Raw genomic sequence first — 21792 nt, forward strand, 5'->3', positions numbered from 1 at the left:
TCGGGCCTTGCGTGAATGCGCCGCATGCACGCGTGCCATCGATCAGCGGCGCGAGCCGGCGTCGCGCTTGAGCTGGCCGACCAGCGCGTCCTGCGCATCGCGCCAGCCTGCGATCCACTCGGGCAGCTCGGGCGAGGGCTCGCGGTGGTCGATCAGTGCCAGCGCCTGGGCCGTCGGAACCGGGCCCTGCTTGCCGAGGAGCAGGTAGCGCACCGCGACCACGGCGGCGACGCGGTCGCCGAGCTTGTAGCGGTGCTCGATGAAGAACCACTTCGCATCCCAGCCGAGCAGCCGCGATTCGAGTTCATAGCGCGCGAACGGTTGCAGCGAGGCCGAGAAGCGGCCGCTGCAGTCGCCGGCCACGGGTCGCCAGCCGCGCTTGAGCGCCCGTTCCCAGAGGCCCGAGCGCAGGCCGTGATCGAAACGTCCGAGATCGGCCAGCGTGAAATAGCGGCCGTTGTTCATGTGCAGGTTGGAGTCGAGATCGTTGGGCCACACGCGTCCGCTCAGGCGACTCGTGCCGAGCAGGGGCAAGGGCCCGCGCGAGCGGTAGGTCAGCAACATCCAGAGCATGCGCAGCAAGGGTCGTTCTCCGCGGCGCCTGGGCTCTCGGCGCCGCTTTCGTGAGGCGCAGAAGATGCGGCCCGAGGCCGGCGCCGCCAGTGGCGGACACGCCAGAAGATCGTGTCGGCTCCGCCATGGCGTCCGGAGCATTCAGGCGCGACTCTGCCAGCGTCAAGAGCCGTGCCGCCTCCGGTCCAGGGACGATCCCGTGCGACCGTCGCGGCCATTCGCGCTGACGCCTGCCATTCATCATCGTCGCGGATTGCGGCGATAAGCTGGCGGAGCGGACCCGGCGGTTCGACCGAATTTCTTCTTCACCATTGGGATCAACCATGACCATTGCCAAGCCTCCCATCGGACGTCGCGTCGCCCTGCTCGGCGGCTCGCGCATTCCGTTTTGCCGCTCGAACACGACGTATTCGAACAAGAGCAATCAGGACATGCTCACGGCCACGCTGCGCGGCGTGGTCGACAAGTTCCAGCTCCAGGGCGAGCGCCTGGGCGAAGTCGCCGCCGGCGCCGTGCTCAAGCACTCGCGCGATTTCAACCTGACGCGCGAATGCGTGCTGTCCTCGGGCCTGGCGGCCGAAACCCCGGCCTACGACGTGCAGCAGGCCTGCGGCACGGGCCTCGAAGCGGCGATCCTGGTCGGCAACAAGATCGCACTCGGGCAGATCGAATCGGGCATCGCGGGCGGCGTCGACACGGCTTCGGACGCGCCGATCGCGGTCGGCGAGAAGCTGCGCAAGATCCTGCTCGAACTCAATCGCGCCAAGACCGGCGGCCAGCGCCTGGCCGCGCTCGCCAAGTTCCGTCCGTCCATGCTCGCGCCGGCGATCCCGAGCAACGGCGAGCCGCGCACGCGCAAGAGCATGGGCGAGCACTGCGAACTGATGGCGCAGGAATGGAACATCGCACGCGAAGACCAGGACCAGCTCGCGTTCGAATCGCATCGCAAGGCCGCGGCGGCCTACGACGCCGGCTTCTATGACGACCTGATCATCGAATACGCGGGCATCAAGCGCGACAACAACCTGCGCGCCGACAGCACGCTCGAAAAGCTCGCCACGCTCAAGCCGGTGTTCGACCGCAAATCCGGCCGCGGCACGCTGACGGCCGGCAACTCCACGCCGCTCAGCGACGGCGCCTCGGCCGTGCTGCTGGCGAGCGAGGAATGGGCCGCCGCCCACGGCTTCAAGCCGCAGGCCTTCATCACGCACGCGGAGACCGCGGCGGTCGATTTCGTGGTCAAGAAGGAAGGCCTGCTGATGGCGCCGGCCTACGCGGTGCCGCGCATGCTCGCGCGCGCCGGCCTGACCTTGCAGGACTTCGATTTCTACGAGATCCACGAAGCCTTCGCCGCCCAGGTGCTGTGCACGCTCAAGGCCTGGGAAGACCCCAAGTTCTGCAAGGAGCGCCTCGGCCTCGACAAGCCGCTCGGCTCGATCGACCGCAGCAAGATGAACGTGAAGGGCGGCAGCGTCGCGCTGGCGCATCCGTTCGCGGCCACCGGCGGACGCATTCTCGCCACGCTCGGCAAGGCGCTCGAAGAGCGTGGTTCGGGTCGCGGACTGATCTCGATCTGCGCGGCGGGCGGTTTGGGCGTGACGGCGATCGTCGAGCGCTGATCGCGGTTGATGTTTCCTCTCTCCCGCGGTGCGGGAGAGAGTCCCTCGCAACAGCGAGGGGAGTGAGGGAACACGAGCTGTAAAGTGCGCTCCGTCGGGGGGTGTTCCCTCACCCGGCGCTTCGCGCCACCCTCTCCCGCACGCGGGAGAGGGCCAGGCGACGAAAGCTGAGCTAAAACGCCCCACGCCTTCGCTACAATCCGCGGCCCCGTTTCTCCTCCACAGAGAACTCCGATGGCCGTCGCCTACCAGGCTCCCGAATCCCTTCCTGCCGTCGCCGGCGTTCGTCTCGGCGTGGCCGAGGCTGCGATCAAGAAGCCGGGCCGACGCGATCTGCTCGTGATCGAACTCGCGCCGGGGACGCGCGTGGCCGGTGTTTTCACCCAGAACTCGTTCGCCGCCGCGCCGGTGCTGCTGTGCCGCGAAGTGCTCGCCAGCGGCACCGCGGTGCGCGCGCTGGTGGTCAATTCGGGCAATGCCAACGCCGCGACCGGCCAGGGCGGCCTCGATGACGCGCGCGCCGTCTCGGCGGCCGTCGCCGCCGCCATCGGCTGCGAAGCCGGCCAGGTGCTGCCGTTCTCCACCGGTGTGATCGGCCAGCGCCTGCCGGTCGAGCGCATGGTCGCGGCGGCGCCGAAGGCCGTGGCCGATCTGAGCGCCGACGGCTGGATCGCCGCGATGCTCGCGATCATGACCACCGACACGGTCGGCAAGGGCGCCTCGCGCAAGGTGGCGACTTCGCAGGGCGAGGTCACCGTGACCGGCATCGCCAAGGGCGTCGGCATGATCCACCCGAACATGGCGACCATGCTCGGCTACGTCGGCACCGACGCCAGGCTCTCGCAGGCCGCGACCGAACAGGCGCTCAAGACGGCGGTTTCGCGCAGCTTCAATTGCGTGACCGTGGACGGCGACACCTCCACCAACGACTCCTGCGTGCTGTTCGCGACCGGCCAGGTCGGTACACGCGAGATCGAAACCGGCGATGCCGATTACGCGCTCGTCGCCGAGGCGATCGAAGCGGTTTGCCGCGAACTCGCACACGCGATCGTGCGCGACGGCGAGGGCGCGACCAAGTTCGTCACCATCGAAGTGAGCCAGGCGCGTAGCGAAGCCGAGGCGCGCCAGGTGGCGCTCGCGGTGGCGCATTCGCCGCTCGTGAAGACCGCGCTGTTCGCCTCCGACGCCAACTGGGGCCGCATCGTCATGGCGGTCGGCAAGTCCGGCGTCGCAGTCGACCCGGCCAAGGTCGATCTCTGGCTCGACGAGGTCTGCCTGCTGCGCGGCGGCCAGCCGCACCCGGACTATCGCGAGGAACGCGGCTCGGCCGTGGTCGCCCAGCCCGAGTTCGCGATCCGCATCGCGCTCGGCAGCGGCGATGCGAGCGCCACGGTCTGGACCTGCGATTTCAGCTACGACTACGTGAAGATCAATGCGGAATATCGGACGTAGTGCTTGGTCCTCTCTCCCGCTTGCGGGAGAGAGCCCCTCGCGCAGCGAGGGGAGAGAGGGGAGAGGTGGCAGAGTGGTCGAATGTACCTGACTCGAAATCAGGCGTACGGTTTCCCGTACCGTGGGTTCGAATCCCACCCTCTCCGGGACCACCCTCTCCCACAAGTGGGAGAGGAGACAGGCGTGGAGTGGGTCGATGACCGACCCGCGCCCCATCCTCGAAGTTGCCTGCGGCGTGCTGCGCAATGCGCGTGGCGAGGTGCTGCTGGCCCAGCGCCCCGAAGGCAAGGTCGCGGCGGGGTTCTGGGAGTTTCCGGGCGGCAAGGTCGAGCCGGGCGAATCGGTCGCCGGCGCGCTCGCGCGCGAGCTGCACGAGGAACTCGGCGTCAGCGTCACCCAGGCGCGCCCGCTGATCCGGCTGCGGCACGCCTACAGCAACCGCATCGTGCAGCTCGACACCTGGCTGGTGACCGGCTTCGATGGGGAGCCGAGTTCGCGCGAAATGCAGGCGCTGGCCTGGTGCGGGCTCGGCGAGATCGCCCGGCTGCAGACGCTGCCGACGGTCGCGCCGATCCTCAAGCCGCTGCGCCTGCCCGTCGACTACGCCTTCACGCGGTCCGACGCGACGGTCGCCTCGATCCGTGCCGGGCTCGATCGGCTGCCGGCCGGCGCCTTGCTGCGCCTGCGGCTGCCGAAGCTCGACGACTTCGGCTACGCCGCGCTCGCCCGCATGCTGCAGCCCGAGGCCCAGGCTCGCGGGCTCACGCTGATGCTCGACCGCGAGCCCGGGCTGTCGCGCGAACTCGGCTGCGGCCTGCATGCCACCTCGAAGGTCTGGCCAACGCTGACGAGTCGCCCGGTGCCGGCGCATCTGCCGTTCGCGGTCTCGGTGCATTCCGCCGAAGAGCTGTCGCGCCTCGCCTCGCTCGATGTCGACGCGGCCGTGCTCGGCCATGTGCTGGCGACGCCGACGCACGAAGGCCAGCCCGGACTCGGCTGGAACGGTTTTTCCGAAGCGGTTTGGGAATGCGGCCTACCGGTCTACGCGATCGGCGGCGTCGGCCCGGCCGATCACGAGCGCATCTGGACCGCAGGTGGGCAGGGCAGCGCCGGGATCGGCGCTTACTGGCAGTGAAAGATTTCGCAGGGTGGGTTGGCGGCGTAGGAACCCACCGAGGGCGCGCGACGACGGCGGCTTACGCCGCGATGCGGCTAACCTGCCCACTCTAAGGGCTACTGCAGCCGGGAGGGAGGGGGACGCCCCTGCTCGACGGTCGGTTCCTCCGCATCGGACTCGTCGTCCGCGGCCGGAATCGCGTACTGGCCGCTGGCCCAGGCGCCGAGGTCGATGAGCTTGCAGCGCTCGCTGCAGAACGGGCGGAAGCGGTTTGTCTTCTCGAGCGACGCGGGTTCTCCGCAGCGCGGACAGCGGGCCTGCTTGATCGGCATCAGGTCAGAGCGAACAGCACTGGATGCCGAAGGCCACGTCCTGATGCACCTGCGTGCTGCGGCGGTTGACGTCGCGCAGGGAGACGAAGCGGATCGTGAAGCGGTGCGCGCCGGCGCTGATTTCCGGATACGCGGCCGCGGCCTGCGGAACGAACACGCGCAGCAGCTGCACCGGGCCTTGCGGCGAATGCACGTAGGTGCCGCCGCGTGCGAGGCCCGCGCTGATTTCGGTGCTGCCGCGCAGCAGCTTCAGGTACAGGCCGATCGCGCGTTCGAACGGCGCCAGGTCGGCGAACCAGGCATCGAGGTCGCGATTGACGATCTCGGACGGCTGCGAAAGCCAGAAGTGGTAGGCGGGCAGATCGAAAGCGCAGCTGCCGCCCGGAATCGAGGTGCGGTTGTGGATCGAGATCAGGAACTCGTTGTCGCGCAGGGCGCTGCCGGCGAACTGGGTCGCGAGATGCTGCAACCCGGTGACCGAGGTCGTCAGGTCCTGCAGCACGCCGGACAGGCGCGACTGGTCGACACCCGGGCGTGCGGCCAGCCGCGTGAGGTGCGCGTGCTGTTCGAGCAGCTCTTTGAGGATGTCTTTCTTGAGGTCCGAGCGCGACAGCACGGTGAGCGTGTCGAGCAGGGTTTGCAGGCGTGCGCGCAGGCCGTAGTTGGACGAGTCCTGGCGATGGTGGGCGTGCTGGCCGAACAGGAATTCGAGGCGCAGGAAGGTGCGCACGCGCTCGTTGAGCGGTTGCTCGAAGATGATGGCGGAAGATCCGTCTGCCAGTACTGGAGTCACGGCCACAGGCTGAAGCAAAGTGGGCTGGATTGTGACGCAGTGCAACAGTCACGGCAAATGCAAATCGAACTCGTCAAGCCTCTGCCCGGCGCCCGGAAATCGGGCTTTTTCGCGGCGCGAAAGCTCAGCGCGGCGGCAGTTCCCGCGCCATTTGCAGGTAGCGCTGATGCAGGCGCGAAACCGCTTCTAGCGTGGTCGACACGGCAGCGTCGTTGGCGATCACGTCGTCCGCCGCTGCGAGCCGACGCTCGCGCGTGGCCTGTGCGGCCATCATCTGGCGGGCCAGGGTTTCGCTGACCTTGTCGCGGCTCGTGAGCCGTGCGAGCTGCACGGACTCGGGCACGTCGATCACCAGCACACGATCGACCAGGGCGCGCAGATGCCCCGCCTCGATCAGGATCGCGACCGACAGGATGCAGTACGGCGTGGTCTGCTCGGCGAGCCAGCGCCGCATGCGGTTGCCGATCGCCGGATGCGTGATCGCCTCGAGCTGCTTGAGCGCGGCCGGATCGCCGAACACGCGCTCGCGCATGCGGCGGCGGTCGAGCGTGCCGTCGGCCTGCAGAAAATCCGCGCCGAAGGTTTCGGCGATCTGCAGCAGCGCCGGCTCGCCCGGCGCGACCACGTCGCGCGAGACCTGGTCGGCGTCCAGCACCGGCACGCCGAGCGCGATGAAGGCGTCGCCGACCAGCGTCTTGCCGCTGGCGATGCCGCCGGTCAGTCCTATCGTGAGTCTCGACACGTCACTTACATCCCGATGAGCTGCATGTACCAGCGGTTGATGTCCGCGCCCCAGATCAGCGCGAGCCAGCCGGCGCCGGCGATGTACGGCCCGAACGGAATGCGCGTGCTCCATTCGGCGCGCCGCGCCGCCATCAGCACCAGGCCGACGCCGGCGCCGACCAGGGCCGACAGGATGATGATCTGCGGCAGCGCCTGCCAGCCGAGCCAGGCCCCGAGCGCGCCCATGAGCTTGAAGTCGCCGTAGCCCATGCCTTCCTTGCCGGTGACGAGCTTGAACAGCTGGAACACGCTCCAGAGCACACCATAGCCGGCGGCGGCCCCGACGATGGCGGCGACCGGGCCCACGAACACGCCGGCCAGGCTCACGAGCAGGCCCAGCCAGAGCAGCGGCAAGGTGAGGTCGTCGGGCAGGAACATGGTCTTGAGGTCGGTGACTGTGAGCGCGACGAGCGCCCAGGTCAGCACGAGTGCGCCGAGCAGTTCGGGCGAGTAGCCGAAGCGCCAGACACAGACCATCGACAGCGCTCCGGTGACGGCCTCGACGATCGGATACTGCACCGAGATCGGCGCCTTGCAGGCCGCGCAGCGGCCGCGCAGCAGCAGCCAGCCGAGCACCGGCAGGTTGTGCCAGGGCTTGATCGGGGTCTTGCAGGTCGGACAGTGGCTGGCCGGGCGCAGCAGCGAGACCGGCGGCTCCCGGTCGGCTCCGGCTGGTACGCCGAAGCTCTCGAACGTGGCCTTGCGGAAATCCTGCTCGATGCGCAGCGGCAGGCGATAAGCGAGCACGTTCAGGAAGCTGCCGATGCAGAGCCCGAGCAGCATCGTGGCGATCAGCAGGAAAGCGAAGTTGTTCTGCAGGGCCAGCAGAAACGGCTCGAAAAAGCTCAATCAGACCACCATGCCGAGTTTGAAGATGGGTAGGTACATGGCGACCACCAGGCCGCCGACCAGAACGCCGAGGATGACCATGATCATCGGTTCGAGCAGGCTCGACAGCGAATCGACCTGGTTGTCGACCTCGGCCTCGTAGAAATCGGCGACCTTGGCGCACATCTCGTCGAGCGAACCGGATTCCTCGCCGATCGCCACCATCTGCGTCGCCATCGACGGAAACATGCTGCTCTGCTGCATCGTCAGCTGCAGCTGCTGGCCGGTGGAGACCTGGTCCTTCATCGTCAGGATCGCGTCCTGGAACACGATATTGCCGGAGGCACGGGCCACGGAATCGAGCGCTTCGACGAGCGGAACGCCGGCCGCGAACATCGTCGACAGCGTGCGCGCGTAACGCGCGACGGCGGATTTGTAGAGGATGTCGCCGACCACCGGAACCCTGAGCAGCGCACGGTCCAGGAAGCGGCGCATCTTCGGCGAGCGTTTGTGGAAATAGAAGAACGCGTAGATCGAGCCGCCGACGACGCCGAGGATGAACAGCCACTGGTCCTGCACGAAGCGCGACAGCGAGATCACCATCATCGTGAAGGCCGGCAAATCGGCGCCGAAGCCCTTGAACAGGTCTTCGAACTGCGGCACCACGAAGTAGAGCAGGATGCCGGTGACGATGAAGGCCACCACCAGCACCGCGCTCGGATAGGTCATGGCCTTCTTGACCTTCTTTTTGATCGCTTCGGTCTTTTCCTTGTACGTGGCGACCTTGTCGAGCAGGGTTTCGAGCGTGCCCGAGCGCTCGCCGGCGTCGACCAGATTGACGAAAAGATCGTCGAAGTGCAGCGGAAACTTGCCGAGCGATTCGGCGAACGAGCTGCCGCCTTCGATGCTGGTCTTCACGCCCATGATCAGCTCGGCCATCGCCGGGTTCTGATGGCCGCGGCCGATCAGCTCGAGCGACTGCACCAAGGGCACGCCGGCCGCCATCATCGTCGCCATCTGCCGGCTGAAAATGGCGATGTCGCCGCTCTTGATCTTCTTGCGGTTGCCGAACAGCTCCAGCTTCTTGCGCACCTTGGTCGGGTTGATGCCCTGCTTGCGCAGCTGGGTCTTGATCATGCTCTCGGACGGCCCGCGGCTTTCGCCGCGCACTTTGGCGCCCTTGCGATCGAGCCCTTCCCAGAGAAAGGTGTGTTCCTTGACGGTGAGTGCCTGTGCCATGAGTCCGTTGATTAGCCGTTGAACCCCTCTCCCTCCGGGAGAGGGGCAGGGGCGAGGGAATCGCCTCGATAGCCAAGCCCGCTCATCCCGGATGCTCCCTCATCCTCGGTCCCTCTCCCAGAGGGAGAGGGATGCAGAGCAGCTTACGGCACCATCACACACCAAAGCTCGACACGTCGCCCAGATTGGCCGATCGGCGGCGGGGCTCAATCGCCGACCGTGACCCGGTTGGCCTCGAGCAGATCGATCGCGCCTTCGCGGACCTTGCGCAGGGCCGACTGCCGCAGGTTCTCGATGCCTTCGCGCTGGGCCTGGTCCGCGAGGTCCATGGCGCTGCCGCCTTCCATGATGATGCGCCCCATCGCCTCGGAGAACGGCATCACCTGATAGATGCCCGTGCGTCCCTTGTAGCCGCGATCGCACTGATCGCAGCCCACGGCCTCGTACATCGTGAACTCGGGGGCATCGACCTCGGCCTCGGTGAAGCCTTCGCGGATGAGCTCCTGGCGCGGAATGCTCGTAGGCCGCTTGCAGACGCCGCAAAGCCGGCGCGCAAGGCGCTGGGCGATGATCAGCGTCAGCGTGGAGGCCAGGTTGTAGGCCGGCACGCCCATGTTCATGAGGCGCACGATGGTCTGCGGCGCATCGTTGGTGTGCAGCGTCGACAGCACCAGATGGCCGGTCTGCGCGGCCTTGATCGCGATCTCCGCGGTCTCCAGGTCGCGGATCTCGCCGACCATGATCACATCGGGGTCCTGGCGCAAAAAAGCCTTGAGCGCCGCCGCGAACGTGAGCCCGACCTTGGGGTTCACGTTGACCTGATTGACGCCCGGCAGATTGATTTCGGCCGGGTCTTCGGCCGTCGAGATGTTGATGTCGTCGCGGTTGAGAATGTTCAGGCCGGTGTACAGCGACACCGTCTTGCCGGAGCCGGTCGGGCCCGTCACCAGGATCATGCCCTGCGGCTTGTCGAGCGCGTTGAGGTAGGCCTGCTTCTGCTCGGGCTGATAGCCGAGCGCGTCGATGCCCAGCTGCGCGCTGCTCGGATCGAGAATTCGGCAGACGATCTTCTCGCCCCACAGCGTCGGGCAGGTGCTGACGCGGAAGTCGATCGCCTTGGTGCGCGACAGGTTGAGCTTGATGCGCCCGTCCTGCGGAATGCGGCGCTCGGCCAGATCGAGCCGCGACATCACCTTCACGCGCGCCGCGAGCCGCAGCGCGGTCGCCACCGGCGGGGTTGCGACGGTGCGCAGCTCGCCGTCCTTGCGATAGCGGATGCGGTACTGCTTTTCGTAGGGCTCGAAGTGGATGTCCGACGCGTTCTGGCCGATCGCATCGAGCATGATCTTGTTGACGTAGCGCACGATCGGCGCCTCGTCGGCATCCGACTTGGCGATGTCGGCTTCGCTGACCGAGCCGTCGCTGATGTCGATGTTGTCGAGATCGGCATCGCCGAGTTCCATCGACGCCGAGCTGATCCTTTGCGAGGTGGCCTCGATCGCCTTGGTGAGCTTGTCCTCCTCGACCACCACGGCTTCGGTATTGAAGCCGGTGGCGAACTTGATCTCGTCGAGCGCGGCCAGATTGGTCGGGTCCGACACCGCCACGAACAGCGTCTTGCCGCGCCTGTACAGCGGCAGCGTGTGCGTCTTGCGCAACAGCTTCTCGGAGAGATCCTTGATGAGGTTCGGATCGATATCGACCGCATTGAGATCGACCAGCGCGGCGCCGAAGTCTCCGCTGGCGATCTCGGCCACGCGCAGCGGAGCCACGGCCTTGGCCTCGACGGCGAGCGCAACGAACGACTGCCCGCTGCGCTGGGCCTTCTGCTGAAATTCCCGCGCCTGTTCCTCGGCCAGCAGCTTGTCGGCCACCAGCTTGCGCGCCAGTCCGCCGAGGGCCGGTGCCGGGATCAGCGTCGAGGCCGTTGCCATCCAATGTTTCCTTCTGCAAAAAGGGCTTGGAACCGAGTCGCGAATACTGGGCCGGGCGCGAATGAACCGTCAATCAGATCGGCCAGGGGCCCGGTTGCTGGCGGCAGCGGGCCGCCAAACGGAGCCTGCATGGCGACCGATGCGATTCGTATGTGCATATCATCATAATATGATGCGCATGAACTGACGGGGAAGCAGGCATGATCGCGATAGTCGAAGCGGCGCGGGCCGGCTTGTTCCGGCGTGATCAGTGGTTGCCGAACATCGTCGCCGGGCTCGTCGTGGGCATTGTCGCCCTGCCGTTGGCGATGGCGTTCGCGATCGCGTCGGGGGTCAAGCCCGAGCAGGGGCTCTACACCGCGATCATCGCGGGGCTGGCGGTTTCGCTGTTCGGCGGCAGCCGCATCCAGATCGCCGGGCCGACGGGGGCTTTCATCGTGATTCTGGCCGGCGTGACGGCCACGCACGGCGTCGATGGCTTGTTGCTGGCGACCGCGATGGCCGGACTGATGCTGGTGCTGCTCGGCTTTGCGCGCTTCGGCGGCGTGCTCCGCTTCATCCCCGATCCGGTGATCCTCGGCTTCACGGCCGGTATCGGGGTCATCATCTGGGTCGGGCAGTGGAAGGATTTCTTCGGGCTCGACGCCCCGGCTGGCCGGCACTTCCACGAAAAGCTGCTGCATCTGGTCGAGGCACTGCCGGCTCTGCATCCGGCGACCACCGCGCTGGCCCTGCTGAGCCTCGTGCTGACGCTCCATGCGCCCCGGCTTCCGGGCTTCAGGCGCGTGCCCGGGCCGCTGGTGGCGATGGTGGTCGCCACGCTGCTGCAGTCGGCGTTCCACTTCGAGGGCGTGGCGACGATCGCCAGTGCGTTCGGCGGCATACCGCAAGGCCTGCCCAAGCTCGTGATGCCGGCGCTGAGCTTCGATCGCATCGTCGAACTGTTGCCCTCGGCGTTCACCATCGCGATGCTCGGCGCGATCGAATCCCTGCTCTCGGCCGTGGTCGCCGACGGCATGGCCGGCACGCGCCACGACTCCAACCAGGAACTCATCGGGCAGGGCATCGCCAACCTGCTCACGCCACTGTTCGGCGGCTTCGCGGCCACCGGGGCGATCGCGCGTACGGCGACCAACTTTCGCAATGGCGCCACCGGCCCGCTTGCCGGCATCGTGCATGCATTCACGCTGATCGTGATCCTGCTGGTGGCGGCACCGTTGGCGGCCCGCGTTCCGCTCTGCGCGCTCGCCGCGATCCTGTTCGTGGTGGCCTGGAACATGAGCGAGGCCCGCCATTTCGCCCGCATGCTGCGCACCGCTCCGCGGCCGGATGTCGCGATCCTGCTGATCACCTTCCTGCTGACCGTATTCGCCGATCTCGTGGTTGCCGTGAACGTGGGCGTGATCCTGGCGATGCTGCTGTTCCTGCGGCGGATGGCGAACGCGGTCGAGGTCTCGAGCCAGGCGCCGCCGATCGCCGATGGCGACCCGCACCCCGGCGTGCCGGGGGGCGTGCTCGTCTATGGCATCGAAGGCCCGCTGTTCTTCGGGGCGGTGCAGAATCTCGAGCGCGCGCTCGCGCAGACGCATACCGATCCGCGCGCCATCGTCATCCGGCTCGGGCAGGTTCCGTTCATGGACATGACCGGCATCCAGACGCTCGAAGAGGCGATGCAGAACCTGCGCCGCCGCGGCGTGCGCGTGCTGCTCTGCGAGGCCCGGCCCAACGTGCTGCGCAAGCTGGTACGGGCCGAACTGGTGCCCGAGGGCGGCGAGCCCGTGCATTTCGCCGGCTTCGCCGACGCGTTGGCGGCCAGCGCGTCGGCATGAGCACGGCCAAGCCGCCCCCGCTCGATCCGCCGGTGGATGGGCTGCCGCTTGCCGAGGCCGGCAAACCGGGCTGGTGGACGGTCCAGCTGCGGCTCGGCGGCCGGGAGGTGAGGGTGCATCTGGCCGATCCTCCCGAGGGTGATCTATCGCGGCTGCGCGAGTCTCTACGCAGTGGCCGCTACCTGCGGCCGGCCGTGATCGAAGACGCCGAATACCGCAGCCTCTGCTTCGGCCTGCGTTATACCCAGAGCCAGATGAGCCTGCGCGACCCGCAGGAACTGGTCCTGACGTATCTGCGCAAGATGCTCTGCTTCCGGTTGCTGCAGCCCCAGCCTGCGCACATCGTGATGATCGGCCTGGGTGGCGGCTCGCTGGTCAAATACTGCCATCGCGAACTGCCGAAGACGCGGATCACCGCACTTGAGATCGACCCGGCCGTGATCCAGCTCTCGCCGCTGTTCGAATTGCCCGAAGGCAGTGCGCGCTGGAGTCTCCGATGCGTCGACGCAGTCGATCATTTTCGAGGCCAGGGGGAGCCCGCCGACGTGGTGATCGCCGATGGCTGCGACGAGCGTGGCATCGCGCCTGCCCTATGCGACGAGGCGTTCTTCGCCAGCGTGCACGACCGTCTGCGACCGGGCGGCGTGCTGGTGGTCAACCTGGTCGGCGCGCTCGGCCGGTCCGCGGCGGTGCTCGGCGCTTTGCGCCGGGCGTTTTCGGGACAGGTCGCCGTGCTCAAGGTCGAAGTCGGTGGCAACCGCATCGCACTCGCCCAGCGCGAGGGCGACTGGCCGCCGCGTGCGGCGCGGCTCAACAAGCGCGCCGCCATGCTCTACCAAGGCGACGAGTTCGATTTCCCGGCCTGGGCCGACGAGATCGAGCGGCAGGCGCATCGCGGCCGCCGCTGAGACTGCCGGCACCTAGGCGCGCGGAGGCTCGTTGCGGGCGTAGCTCACGCCATGCTTGGCGAGGTAGTCGCGGATCAGCTGGCGTACCACCTGCGACGGCGTCAGGTCCTGCGATGCGCAAAGGCTCTCGAAGGCCCGCTTCTTGTCGGGGTCGATCAGTAGGGTCAGGCGGGCAGTCTTCGATTCCATGCTCGGACATTAGCATGGGATGTGCGGTGGATTGGCATCGAACCCCGAATACAGGGCGTTGGCGAACTCGGCCCAGTCGCGCTGTGGATAGACCGGAAATGGCCATCGTCCGCACAAAAAAACGCGACCTGGCGTCCACATAACGTAGCGCGGGTCAAATCCGGCGGGATGAACAATGGTGCAAAAAACAAGGCGCCATCCGGAGATGGCGCCTTGTTTGAGGGAGGGTGAATGCCAGGGCGAGACGCCCCGGTTTTCACCCTGGTTACGTTAGTTGTCGGAACCAGTGAGTTCCGATCAATTTTTAACGTAATTGTTGGTCAGGCAAACGCCACTGTAGGTCCACTTCAGCTGGCCGCTACCCAAATCGGTCGGTGTCATTGTGCAAGTATCAGTTGCAGCGATGCCTTTGTAGGCATTGGGAGTCATCACAATGGCTGCCGTGGTAGCCGTAATTGTCACCGACGCAACTGCGTTGGTGGCGGCTGGGGCGGTGCTTCCGATCTTCGCGTAGGTGTCGCAATTGGCCAGCGAGCCTTCTGTTTGAACACAGGTTTCAATGGCGACTTTAGGTCCGTTTGCGGCTGTGATTACTTCAGTGTACGCCGCCTTCTTGATGTAGTTCTGGTATGCCGGAATCGCGATCGCGGCCAGAATGCCGATGATCGCCACGACGATCATCAGTTCGATCAGGGTGAAACCTTGCTGCTTGTTCATTGAAGACTCTCCGGTGGTGTGCCGATCAATCGTTTCGGGATCTGACGTTGGGGGACTGATCCCGCCGGGATTCATCTGGCAACCGGGGTGCCAACCCGGATTGAAGGCCGTATTTTTCATGAAAACAATAATTTATGAAATGTTCTCAGGGGCCATGGCTCGCTGGAGCTGACACTTTTTGTCAGTCCCCGACAAATCTTGCCGCTGGGCGGCACGACTCGGAGCCCGGTCTCGCGGGCCGCGATCCTCGCAACGGCTTCAAAGTCGCCCAAGGCCGCGTAGCGATGGCGAAGACGATGCTCCAATTGATGTCTTCATCAGCATGAACCGCGACGTTCGAGGCGGCGCTGCAAGGAATCGGGCGTGCGTTCGGCGATCGGCCGATCCATGCCTCTCTTCTCTCTGCGAGCGTGCGGGGGACGTAGGGGGAAATCGTCCGCGTCGATGAGGTGGCGACCGAGAGGTCTGGCATAGGGCATCGGTACCGTGAACGCCGCCGTGCTTGAGAATCTGGCCCGGCAGGGCGACGCCGGCAGTCGAAAGGATCGACCAGATCGACGGGGCGCCGATGGCCGGCGACAGAGATCTTCGACCAGCCGCTGCTTGTCCGGCGGTCAATGGATTGTCGGCTCGTGCTGCACAGTCGATATCGCTGTACGCGCGCCCGCTCGCCCCGAGCCGAACACGATCGCGGTATGAGCGTATGGATGGTCGTGCAGAAGCCACGGCGCGGGACAGGACGTCGAGCGGGAATCCGGGCAGTCAGCGGCGACATCTCCGCATCGTGGCGGGCGGCCAGCGTGACCTGTGACCGCTGGTGGTATTCAAGCCCAACGTTTCATGAAACAGGTCCGGCCCGTAAACTTCGCCCTTTCCGTACCCGAAGAATCAAACACATGCAGGAGCAATACAGCCCCGCCGATCTCGAAGCGCAGGCGCAGGCTTTCTGGGAGCGCGAGCAGTCGTTCAAGGCGGTGGAAGACCCCAGCCGCGAGAAGTACTACTGCCTGTCGATGTTCCCGTATCCGAGCGGCAAGCTGCACATGGGGCATGTGCGCAATTACACCATCGGCGACGTCATCAGCCGCTATCAGCGCATGCTCGGCAAGAGCGTGCTGCAGCCGATGGGCTTCGACGCCTTCGGCCTGCCGGCCGAGAACGCGGCCATCGCCAACAATACGCAGCCGGCCAAGTGGACCTACGCCAACATGGATTACATGGTGGCGCAGCTCAAGCGGCTCGGCTTCGCCTACGACTGGTCGCGCCGGCTCGATACCTGCCGGCCGAACTACTACCGCTGGGAACAGCTGCTGTTCACCCGGCTGATGAAGAAGGGCCTGGTCTATCGCAAGGACTCGGTGGTCAACTGGGACCCGATCGACCAGACCGTGCTCGCCAACGAGCAGGTCATCGACGGCCGCGGCTGGCGCTCCGGCGCGGTGGTGGAGCGGCGCTCGATTCCGCAGTGGTTCCTCAAGATCACCGCCTACGCGCAGGAGCTGCTCGACGATCTCGACGCGCTGCCGGGCTGGCCCGAGCCGGTCAAGACCATGCAGCGCAACTGGATCGGCCGCTCCGAGGGCCTGGAGCTGCAATTCCAGGTCGAAGGTGAAGCCGAGCCGCTGACGGTCTACACCACGCGCCCGGACACGCTGATGGGCGTGACCTATCTGGCCGTCGCGGCCGAGCATCCGCTGGCCAAGAAGGCCGGCGCAGGCAATGCCGAACTCGCCGCATTTCTGGCCGAGGCCTCGCGCAGCGGCGTCGCCGAAGCCGAGCTCGAGACGCAGGAAAAGCGCGGCATGCCGCTGGGCATTTTCGCGATCCATCCGATCAGCGGCGAGCGCGTACCGGTCTGGGCCGCCAACTTCGTGCTGATGGGCTACGGCACCGGCGCGGTCATGGCGGTGCCGGCGCACGACGAGCGCGATCACGAATTCGCGACCAAGTACGGCCTGCCGATCAAGCGCGTGATCCGCAGCGAAAAGGAAGCCGAGCTCGAAGCACGCTTGGCGACGCTCGGCTCGCTGTCCGACGAGGACGATCCGGTCGAAGGTTCGGTGAAGGAGCCGCTGCTGCGCGAGCTGCAATCGATCCGCGCCGAGTGCTCGGCCGAGCATGGCATCTGCATCAATTCGGGCGAATACGACGGCCTCGATTTCAAGCAGGCTTTCGACGCGATCGCCGACCGCTTCGAAAAGGCCGGCACCGGCTCGCGCCGCGTGAACTTCCGCCTGCGCGACTGGGGCGTTTCGCGCCAGCGGTACTGGGGCTGCCCGATTCCGGTCATCTACTGCGAGAAGTGCGATGCGCAGCCGGTGCCGGAAGATCAGCTGCCCGTCGTGTTGCCGGAGGACGTCGAATTCACCGGCGTGCAATCGCCAATCAAGGCCGATCCGAATTGGGCCAAGACCACATGCCCGAACTGCGGCGGCGCTGCGACGCGCGAGACCGACACCTTCGATACCTTCTTCGAATCGAGCTGGTATTTCGCGCGCTACGCCTGCCCGGACAACGACACCCAGATGCTCGACGAGCGCGCCGACTACTGGCTACCGGTGGACCAGTACATCGGCGGCATCGAGCACGCGATCCTGCATCTGCTGTACTCGCGCTTCTTCCACAAGCTCATGCGCGACGAAGGCATGGTGAAGAGCGACGAGCCGTTCACGCAGCTGCTCACGCAGGGCATGGTGATCAAGGAGACTTACTTCCGCGAAAACGCGGAAGGCAAGAAGACCTGGATCAATCCGGCCGAGGTCGTGCTCGAGCGCGATGCCAAGGGCCAGCCGATTGCGGCCCGGCACGCGGTCGACGGCGAACCCGTGACCATCGGCGGCATCGAGAAGATGTCCAAGAGCAAGAACAACGGCGTCGATCCGCAGGCGATGATCGATGCGTACGGAGCCGACACCGTACGCCTGTATTCGATGTTCGCTGCGCCGCCGGACGCTTCGCTCGACTGGAAGGAAGACGGCGTCGAAGGCATGGCGCGCTTCCTGCGCCGTTTGTGGCGCGCGGTGCACCAGCACGTGCAGCTCGGCGTCGCGCCGGCGCTCGACACCAGCGCGCTGAGCGATGCGCAGAAAGATCTGCGCCGCGCGCTGCACGAAACCATCGCCAAGGTCGGTGACGATTTCGGCCGCCGCCGCACCTTCAACACCGCGATCGCCGCGATCATGGAGCTGCTCAACACCGTCAGCCGTTTCAGCGACGACGGGGCGCAGTCGCGCGCGGTGCTGCAGGAAGTCTGGGAGAGCGTCACGCTGATGCTGAGCCCGGTGGTTCCGCACGTGGCGCATGCGCTGTGGGTCGAGCTGCGTGGCAGCGACGGCATTCTCGATCAGCGCTGGCCGGTTGCAGACGCCGAAGCCATGGTCCGTGACCAGATCACGCTCGTCGTGCAGGTCAACGGCAAGCTGCGCGGCAAGATCGATGTCGCGGCCGATGCGGGCAAGGACGCGATCATCGCGGCGGCTCTGGCCGAAGAATCGGTACAGCGCTTCATCGCCGGTGCCCCCGTGAAGAAGCAGATCGTGGTGCCCGGCAAACTCGTCAACCTGGTGATCTGAGTGAAAGCATCCGGCAGCCGCGTTGCGCGCATCGTGTCGAAATGTCGCTGGATTGCAGCGAGCGCGCTGCTGGTTTTGATCGCGGGCTGCGGTTTTCATCCCGCAGGGTCGCGACCGCTGCCGGTGGCCTTGCAGAAGGTCTATATCGAAGTGGTCGCTCCGTATCGGGTGTCGGAGCCGCCGCTCGAGACTTCGCTGCGCACGCGGCTGCTGCGACAGGGCGCCGAAGTCACCAAGGATGCGGCGGGCGCTCACGCCACCATCAAGCTCAGCAATCTCAAGGAAGGCCGTCAGGTGCTCTCGGTGGGGCCGGACGGCAAGGCGCTGGAGTTTCTGCTCGTCACCACGGTCGATTACGAAGTGCACACGGCGACACAGGTGCTGGTGCCACCTGGCAGCCTGCGCATGACGCGCGATTACTCGTTCAACGAAGGCCAGATTCTCGCCAAGGAAGCCGAGGAGGATCGCTTGCGCGAGTTCATTCAGGATGCCTTGGCCGAGCTTTTGCTGCTTAAGGTGGAAACCCTGCTCTCACGGCAGGAAACCGTGGTGCCGCAGGAACCGGCGCGGGTCGTTCCGTCGCAGGCCGATCCTGCGCCCGAGCCGCCGACTCCCTAGGGATCTGCGGCGGTCTGATCACTTCGTTCGAGGCGATCGGCTTCAACTCGTATTAGTCAGCGACAAAAAGGAAATCTTCGATGCAAAGGAATGCGTGGCTGCTTCTCCCGTGCCTGTTCGTTGCGCCGGCTGTTGCGGACGCAGCACCCTGGTGGGGCGAAGCTTCGCTCGGCGTGCTGAGCACTTCGGGAAATAGCGAGACGCGCTCGATCAACGGCAAGTTCGCGCTCAATTATCAGCAGGATGCCTGGCGCAACGTGCTGACCGCCCAGGCGATCAACACGGCCGATAGCGGCGAGACATCGGGCGAGCGGTATCTGGTCACCGATAAGGTCGACTACACGTTCTCCGGGCAGACCTATGCGTTTCTGGCCGGCGAGTTCGAAAAGGATATGTTCGGCGGTATTCGCCAGCGCACTTCGCAGACGACCGGTCTCGGTCGTCACGTCCTGACCGGGCCGCGTCATCTGCTCGACATCGAACTCGGTGCCGGTGCGCGTCAGCAGGAAGCGCAGGAATCGCGCGAGAAGGACTCCGACCTGATCGGCCGCTTCGGTCTCGATTACCAGTGGAAGCTGTCGGATACGAGCGGCATTCGCCAGCGAGTCAAAGTCGAAAGCGGCGAATCGAACACGTTCACCGAATCGGTGTCAGAGCTCAAGCTCTACGTGATCGGCAACCTGTTCGCATCGCTGATCTTCACGGTGCAGAACAACAGCGAAGTCGAGCCCGGCGTGAAGCATACGGATTCGTCGACGGCGGTGAATTTCAGCTATGCGTTCGGCGCCAAGCCGGGTTGAGCCGCAGCATCTGATCAGGAGAAGGCAGTGAGTTCCGAGGCTCGTCCGTTCTATCGCCATCACGTGTTCTTCTGCACCAACGTGCGCAAGCCTGGTGAGCGTCGCTCCTGCGGGCTTCACGGTGCGGTCGAGGCGCGCGATCACGCGAAGAAGCGCATCAAGGAACTCCAGCTTGCAAGGCCGGGCTCGGTGCGCATCAACAATGCCGGCTGCATGGAACGCTGCGAGCTCGGGCCTTGCATGGTCATTTATCCGCAAGGCATCTGGTATGGCTACGAGAGCGAAGCGGATGTCGACGAGATCATCGATACGCACATCGTCGGTGGCCAGATTGTCGATCGCCTGAGGCTCAAGTGAGGCTCGCATGATCCGCCCGGTTCTTCGCATGGGAGACGCGCGCTTGTTGCGCGTCTCGCGTCCTGTCGAGCGATTCGGCACACCGGAATTGCGCGAGCTCGTCGCCGACATGTTCGACACCATGCGCGCGCTCAACGGTGCCGGACTCGCCGCGCCGCAGATCGGTGTCGACTTGCGCGTGGTGATCTTTGGCTTCACGTCGAGCCCGCGTTATCCGAATGCGCAGGCGGTGCCCGAAACCATCCTGATCAATCCCGTGCTGACGCCCTTGAGCGACGAGCAGGAAGAGGGTTGGGAAGGCTGTCTGTCAGTGCCTGGATTGCGCGGTGTGGTGCCGCGCTATCAACGCTTGCGCTACACCGGTTTCGATCTCCACGGCGATGTGATCGATCGCAATGTCGATGGCTTTCACGCTCGCGTCGTGCAGCACGAATGCGATCATCTCGACGGCATTCTGTATCCGATGCGCGTGCGCGATTTCACGCGCTTCGGCTTCAATGAAGAACTGTTTCCGGGGCAGCAGATCAACGACGATTGAAGTTTCGCGCAATGATGGCCGCGTCGCGCCGAGTTCGCGAAAAACCAAACCCACGTTACAGAATCGGCGCTCGAATGCGCAGCACTTCGCTGGGGTCGGGAATCGCCACTTCGGCTGCAACGGCTCCACCTGCGGGAATCGTCTGCTCGTCGAGCAGCGTCGAATCGGCCTGCACGGATTGCAGTGGTGGCGAAGTGGATTCGCTGAGCCAGACGAGCATGTCGTAATACGTGCGCACGTTGCTGACGAATTCCATCGCCTGACGACCGCGTGCATAACCATGCTCGGTCTGGCGATACCAGCGCGGCTGAGTGAGCAGCGGAAGGTTGTTGCGCACATCGAGCCAACGGTTCGGATCGCCGCCCAGCTTCTGCGTGAGCTTGCGCGCGTCGTTCAGATGCGCCGTGCCCATGTTGTAGGCCGACAGCGCGAGCCAGGTGCGATCGGGTTCGCCGATGTCTTCGGGCAGATCATTGAGAATGCCGCGAATGTAACGCGCGCCGCCCGAGATGCTTTGCAGCGGGTCTTCGCGATCGTCCACTTTCAGATGCAGCGCGGTCTGCATGGTGAGCTGCATGATGCCGCGCACACCGGTCGGGCTCACGGCGGCCGAATCCCAATGCGATTCCTGATAGGCGATCGCCGCGAGCAGGCGCCAGTCGAGTTTGGATTTGCGCGCCGCGGCCTCGAACGATTTGCGGTACGCCGGCAGGCGCGTCTGCATGTGCGTCGCAAGCGCCACCGCGCCGATGTGATCGACGGCCTCGATATGCCCGAAGTGCCGATCCTGCAAGCGGGCGAGTTCGAGCTTGCCGGCACCGGTGATGTAGTCCGCGGCGGCCTGGGTCAGGCTGTTGTCGTGCGATTTCGGAAACGCCCAGGCCAGTGGCTGTGATTCCGCGCCTGCGAAGGCCACGCGCAACTTGGGGTAATAGCGCTGGTTGATCGATACGAGGTCCGAATTGACCAGCGTGTAGTCGAGATTGCCGTCGGCCACCTGCTCGAGCAGGTCTTCGGCGTCGCCTTCTTCGACTTCCTCCCACTGGAGGCCGCTGTATTGCAGGCGCTGGGCCGCCAGCAGTTCGGTCTGCGCGCTGCGGCTCGGCACGGCCAGGCGGCCGCCGTCGAGCTCTTCCCAGGATTTCGGCCGCTTCTGGCCCATGCGATAGACCAGCTGAGGCACCACGCTGCGCACGGGCGGCGAGAAACTCACCATGGTCTCGCGCTGAGGCGTGACGGCAAGCCCGGCGGCGGCCATGTCCACCTTGCCTTGGCGCGCGAGCTCGAGCGCATCGGGGGCGGACGCGACCACTTCGATCTGCAATTCGACACCGAGTTGCTTGGCGAAACCGCTCGCGAGGTCGTAGTCGAAGCCGGTGGCTCCGTCGGGACCGACGAAATAACTCGTCGGGCTGTTGACCGTCGCCACGCGCAGCACGCCGGTCATGCGCACTTTTTCGAGTGCGGTGACCGAGGGAGTGCAGGTCGTCAGGGAACAGGCCGCGGCGACGCTGAACAGCGCGGCCATCGTCCAACTTCCCTTTTTTCGCAAGGCAGTAGGCTTCACTGCATCAATCATCTACAATGCGCGCCT

General features: G+C 65.7%; 20 protein-coding genes and 1 tRNA gene. 11 read left to right on the top strand and 10 right to left on the bottom strand.

Annotated features, from left to right (window positions below):
- Nucleotides 1-42: 42 nt before the first annotated feature.
- Nucleotides 43-573 carry a thioesterase family protein gene (locus tag WQQ_RS11060; protein WP_040453958.1) on the bottom strand — a complete coding sequence of 177 codons (531 nt, stop codon included), beginning with the start codon at nucleotides 571-573 and terminating at the stop codon, nucleotides 43-45.
- 323 nt (nucleotides 574-896) lie between these two features.
- Here WQQ_RS11060 and WQQ_RS11065 point away from each other — a divergent pair, with 323 nt between their 5' ends.
- The 4 genes from WQQ_RS11065 to WQQ_RS11080 all read left to right on the top strand — a co-directional run bounded on the left by WQQ_RS11065 (nucleotide 897) and on the right by WQQ_RS11080 (nucleotide 4779).
- On the top strand, nucleotides 897-2192 hold the full coding sequence (locus WQQ_RS11065; protein WP_007185256.1) for an acetyl-CoA C-acetyltransferase: 1296 nt from the start codon (nucleotides 897-899) through the stop codon (nucleotides 2190-2192).
- Nucleotides 2193-2426: 234 nt separating this feature from the next.
- Nucleotides 2427-3644, top strand: coding sequence for a bifunctional glutamate N-acetyltransferase/amino-acid acetyltransferase ArgJ (gene argJ, locus WQQ_RS11070; protein WP_007185257.1), 1218 nt, complete (start codon nucleotides 2427-2429; stop codon nucleotides 3642-3644).
- A gap of 59 nt (nucleotides 3645-3703) precedes the next feature.
- A tRNA-Ser gene (locus WQQ_RS11075) sits at nucleotides 3704-3790 on the top strand.
- 50 nt (nucleotides 3791-3840) lie between these two features.
- On the top strand, nucleotides 3841-4779 hold the full coding sequence (locus WQQ_RS11080) for a Nudix family hydrolase (protein WP_007185258.1): 939 nt from the start codon (nucleotides 3841-3843) through the stop codon (nucleotides 4777-4779).
- Between the two features lie 98 nt (nucleotides 4780-4877).
- On the opposite strand, the gene WQQ_RS11085 is transcribed toward WQQ_RS11080, so the two are convergent.
- The 6 genes from WQQ_RS11085 to pilB form a co-directional block, all read right to left on the bottom strand.
- Entirely contained in the window at nucleotides 4878-5093 is a 216-nt protein-coding gene (locus tag WQQ_RS11085) for a DNA gyrase inhibitor YacG (protein WP_007185259.1), read from the bottom strand.
- Nucleotides 5094-5097: 4 nt separating this feature from the next.
- On the bottom strand, nucleotides 5098-5886 hold the full coding sequence (zapD, locus tag WQQ_RS11090) for a cell division protein ZapD (protein ID WP_237715044.1): 789 nt from the start codon (nucleotides 5884-5886) through the stop codon (nucleotides 5098-5100).
- 124 nt (nucleotides 5887-6010) lie between these two features.
- Nucleotides 6011-6628: a dephospho-CoA kinase gene (gene coaE, locus WQQ_RS11095; RefSeq protein WP_007185261.1), complete on the bottom strand. Its 618-nt coding sequence runs from the start codon at nucleotides 6626-6628 to the stop codon at nucleotides 6011-6013.
- A gap of 5 nt (nucleotides 6629-6633) precedes the next feature.
- Nucleotides 6634-7452 (bottom strand): prepilin peptidase, encoded by an 819-nt coding sequence (locus WQQ_RS11100; protein WP_050997665.1) that lies wholly within the window; start codon nucleotides 7450-7452, stop codon nucleotides 6634-6636.
- 66 nt (nucleotides 7453-7518) lie between these two features.
- Nucleotides 7519-8736 (bottom strand): type II secretion system F family protein, encoded by a 1218-nt coding sequence (locus WQQ_RS11105; protein ID WP_007185263.1) that lies wholly within the window; start codon nucleotides 8734-8736, stop codon nucleotides 7519-7521.
- Between the two features lie 206 nt (nucleotides 8737-8942).
- The gene (pilB, locus tag WQQ_RS11110; RefSeq protein ID WP_007185264.1) at nucleotides 8943-10670 is read right to left on the bottom strand and encodes a type IV-A pilus assembly ATPase PilB; all 1728 of its coding nucleotides are present in this window, start codon (nucleotides 10668-10670) and stop codon (nucleotides 8943-8945) included.
- A gap of 200 nt (nucleotides 10671-10870) precedes the next feature.
- Between pilB and WQQ_RS11115 the strand changes: the two genes are divergently transcribed.
- Nucleotides 10871-12499 carry a SulP family inorganic anion transporter gene (locus WQQ_RS11115; protein ID WP_007185266.1) on the top strand — a complete coding sequence of 543 codons (1629 nt, stop codon included), beginning with the start codon at nucleotides 10871-10873 and terminating at the stop codon, nucleotides 12497-12499.
- A complete protein-coding gene (locus tag WQQ_RS11120; protein WP_007185267.1) occupies nucleotides 12496-13407 on the top strand; it encodes a spermine/spermidine synthase domain-containing protein in 912 nt (303 codons plus the stop codon). The genes WQQ_RS11115 and WQQ_RS11120 overlap by 4 nt, the downstream gene beginning before the upstream one ends.
- A gap of 12 nt (nucleotides 13408-13419) precedes the next feature.
- On the opposite strand, the gene WQQ_RS11125 is transcribed toward WQQ_RS11120, so the two are convergent.
- Both WQQ_RS11125 and WQQ_RS11130 read right to left on the bottom strand, forming a co-directional pair.
- Nucleotides 13420-13596 (bottom strand): hypothetical protein, encoded by a 177-nt coding sequence (locus WQQ_RS11125; protein ID WP_007185268.1) that lies wholly within the window; start codon nucleotides 13594-13596, stop codon nucleotides 13420-13422.
- Between the two features lie 297 nt (nucleotides 13597-13893).
- Entirely contained in the window at nucleotides 13894-14313 is a 420-nt protein-coding gene (locus WQQ_RS11130) for a pilin (RefSeq protein WP_007185270.1), read from the bottom strand.
- 896 nt (nucleotides 14314-15209) lie between these two features.
- Between WQQ_RS11130 and leuS the strand changes: the two genes are divergently transcribed.
- The 5 genes from leuS (at nucleotide 15210) to def (ending at nucleotide 20198) form a co-directional block, all read left to right on the top strand.
- The gene (leuS, locus tag WQQ_RS11135) at nucleotides 15210-17885 is read left to right on the top strand and encodes a leucine--tRNA ligase (RefSeq protein WP_007185271.1); all 2676 of its coding nucleotides are present in this window, start codon (nucleotides 15210-15212) and stop codon (nucleotides 17883-17885) included.
- Nucleotides 17886-18503, top strand: a complete 618-nt coding sequence (locus tag WQQ_RS11140; protein WP_007185272.1) for an LPS-assembly lipoprotein LptE — start codon at nucleotides 17886-17888, stop codon at nucleotides 18501-18503.
- Nucleotides 18504-18583: 80 nt separating this feature from the next.
- Nucleotides 18584-19303, top strand: coding sequence for a DUF481 domain-containing protein (locus WQQ_RS11145; protein ID WP_007185273.1), 720 nt, complete (start codon nucleotides 18584-18586; stop codon nucleotides 19301-19303).
- 27 nt (nucleotides 19304-19330) lie between these two features.
- A complete protein-coding gene (locus tag WQQ_RS11150; protein ID WP_007185274.1) occupies nucleotides 19331-19660 on the top strand; it encodes a (2Fe-2S) ferredoxin domain-containing protein in 330 nt (109 codons plus the stop codon).
- A gap of 7 nt (nucleotides 19661-19667) precedes the next feature.
- A complete protein-coding gene (gene def / locus WQQ_RS11155; RefSeq protein WP_007185275.1) occupies nucleotides 19668-20198 on the top strand; it encodes a peptide deformylase in 531 nt (176 codons plus the stop codon).
- Nucleotides 20199-20253: 55 nt separating this feature from the next.
- On the opposite strand, the gene mltF is transcribed toward def, so the two are convergent.
- Nucleotides 20254-21726 carry a membrane-bound lytic murein transglycosylase MltF gene (mltF, locus tag WQQ_RS11160; RefSeq protein WP_007185276.1) on the bottom strand — a complete coding sequence of 491 codons (1473 nt, stop codon included), beginning with the start codon at nucleotides 21724-21726 and terminating at the stop codon, nucleotides 20254-20256.
- Nucleotides 21727-21792: the final 66 nt, after the last annotated feature.

Source organism: Hydrocarboniphaga effusa AP103 (assembly GCF_000271305.1).
In the GTDB taxonomy this organism is placed as follows: domain Bacteria; phylum Pseudomonadota; class Gammaproteobacteria; order Nevskiales; family Nevskiaceae; genus Hydrocarboniphaga; species Hydrocarboniphaga effusa.

Coding starts and splice junctions, on each gene's coding strand:
- WQQ_RS11060 (WP_040453958.1), bottom strand. CDS start 573: ATGCTCTGGATGTTGCTGACCTACCGCTCGCGCGGGCCCTTGCCCCTG.
- WQQ_RS11065 (WP_007185256.1), top strand. CDS start 897: ATGACCATTGCCAAGCCTCCCATCGGACGTCGCGTCGCCCTGCTCGGC.
- argJ (WP_007185257.1), top strand. CDS start 2,427: ATGGCCGTCGCCTACCAGGCTCCCGAATCCCTTCCTGCCGTCGCCGGC.
- WQQ_RS11080 (WP_007185258.1), top strand. CDS start 3,841: ATGACCGACCCGCGCCCCATCCTCGAAGTTGCCTGCGGCGTGCTGCGC.
- WQQ_RS11085 (WP_007185259.1), bottom strand. CDS start 5,093: ATGCCGATCAAGCAGGCCCGCTGTCCGCGCTGCGGAGAACCCGCGTCG.
- WQQ_RS11100 (WP_050997665.1), bottom strand. CDS start 7,452: ATGCTGCTCGGGCTCTGCATCGGCAGCTTCCTGAACGTGCTCGCTTAT.
- WQQ_RS11105 (WP_007185263.1), bottom strand. CDS start 8,736: ATGGCACAGGCACTCACCGTCAAGGAACACACCTTTCTCTGGGAAGGG.
- pilB (WP_007185264.1), bottom strand. CDS start 10,670: ATGGCAACGGCCTCGACGCTGATCCCGGCACCGGCCCTCGGCGGACTG.
- WQQ_RS11115 (WP_007185266.1), top strand. CDS start 10,871: ATGATCGCGATAGTCGAAGCGGCGCGGGCCGGCTTGTTCCGGCGTGAT.
- WQQ_RS11120 (WP_007185267.1), top strand. CDS start 12,496: ATGAGCACGGCCAAGCCGCCCCCGCTCGATCCGCCGGTGGATGGGCTG.
- WQQ_RS11125 (WP_007185268.1), bottom strand. CDS start 13,596: ATGGAATCGAAGACTGCCCGCCTGACCCTACTGATCGACCCCGACAAG.
- WQQ_RS11130 (WP_007185270.1), bottom strand. CDS start 14,313: ATGAACAAGCAGCAAGGTTTCACCCTGATCGAACTGATGATCGTCGTG.
- leuS (WP_007185271.1), top strand. CDS start 15,210: ATGCAGGAGCAATACAGCCCCGCCGATCTCGAAGCGCAGGCGCAGGCT.
- WQQ_RS11145 (WP_007185273.1), top strand. CDS start 18,584: ATGCAAAGGAATGCGTGGCTGCTTCTCCCGTGCCTGTTCGTTGCGCCG.
- def (WP_007185275.1), top strand. CDS start 19,668: ATGATCCGCCCGGTTCTTCGCATGGGAGACGCGCGCTTGTTGCGCGTC.
- mltF (WP_007185276.1), bottom strand. CDS start 21,726: ATGGCCGCGCTGTTCAGCGTCGCCGCGGCCTGTTCCCTGACGACCTGC.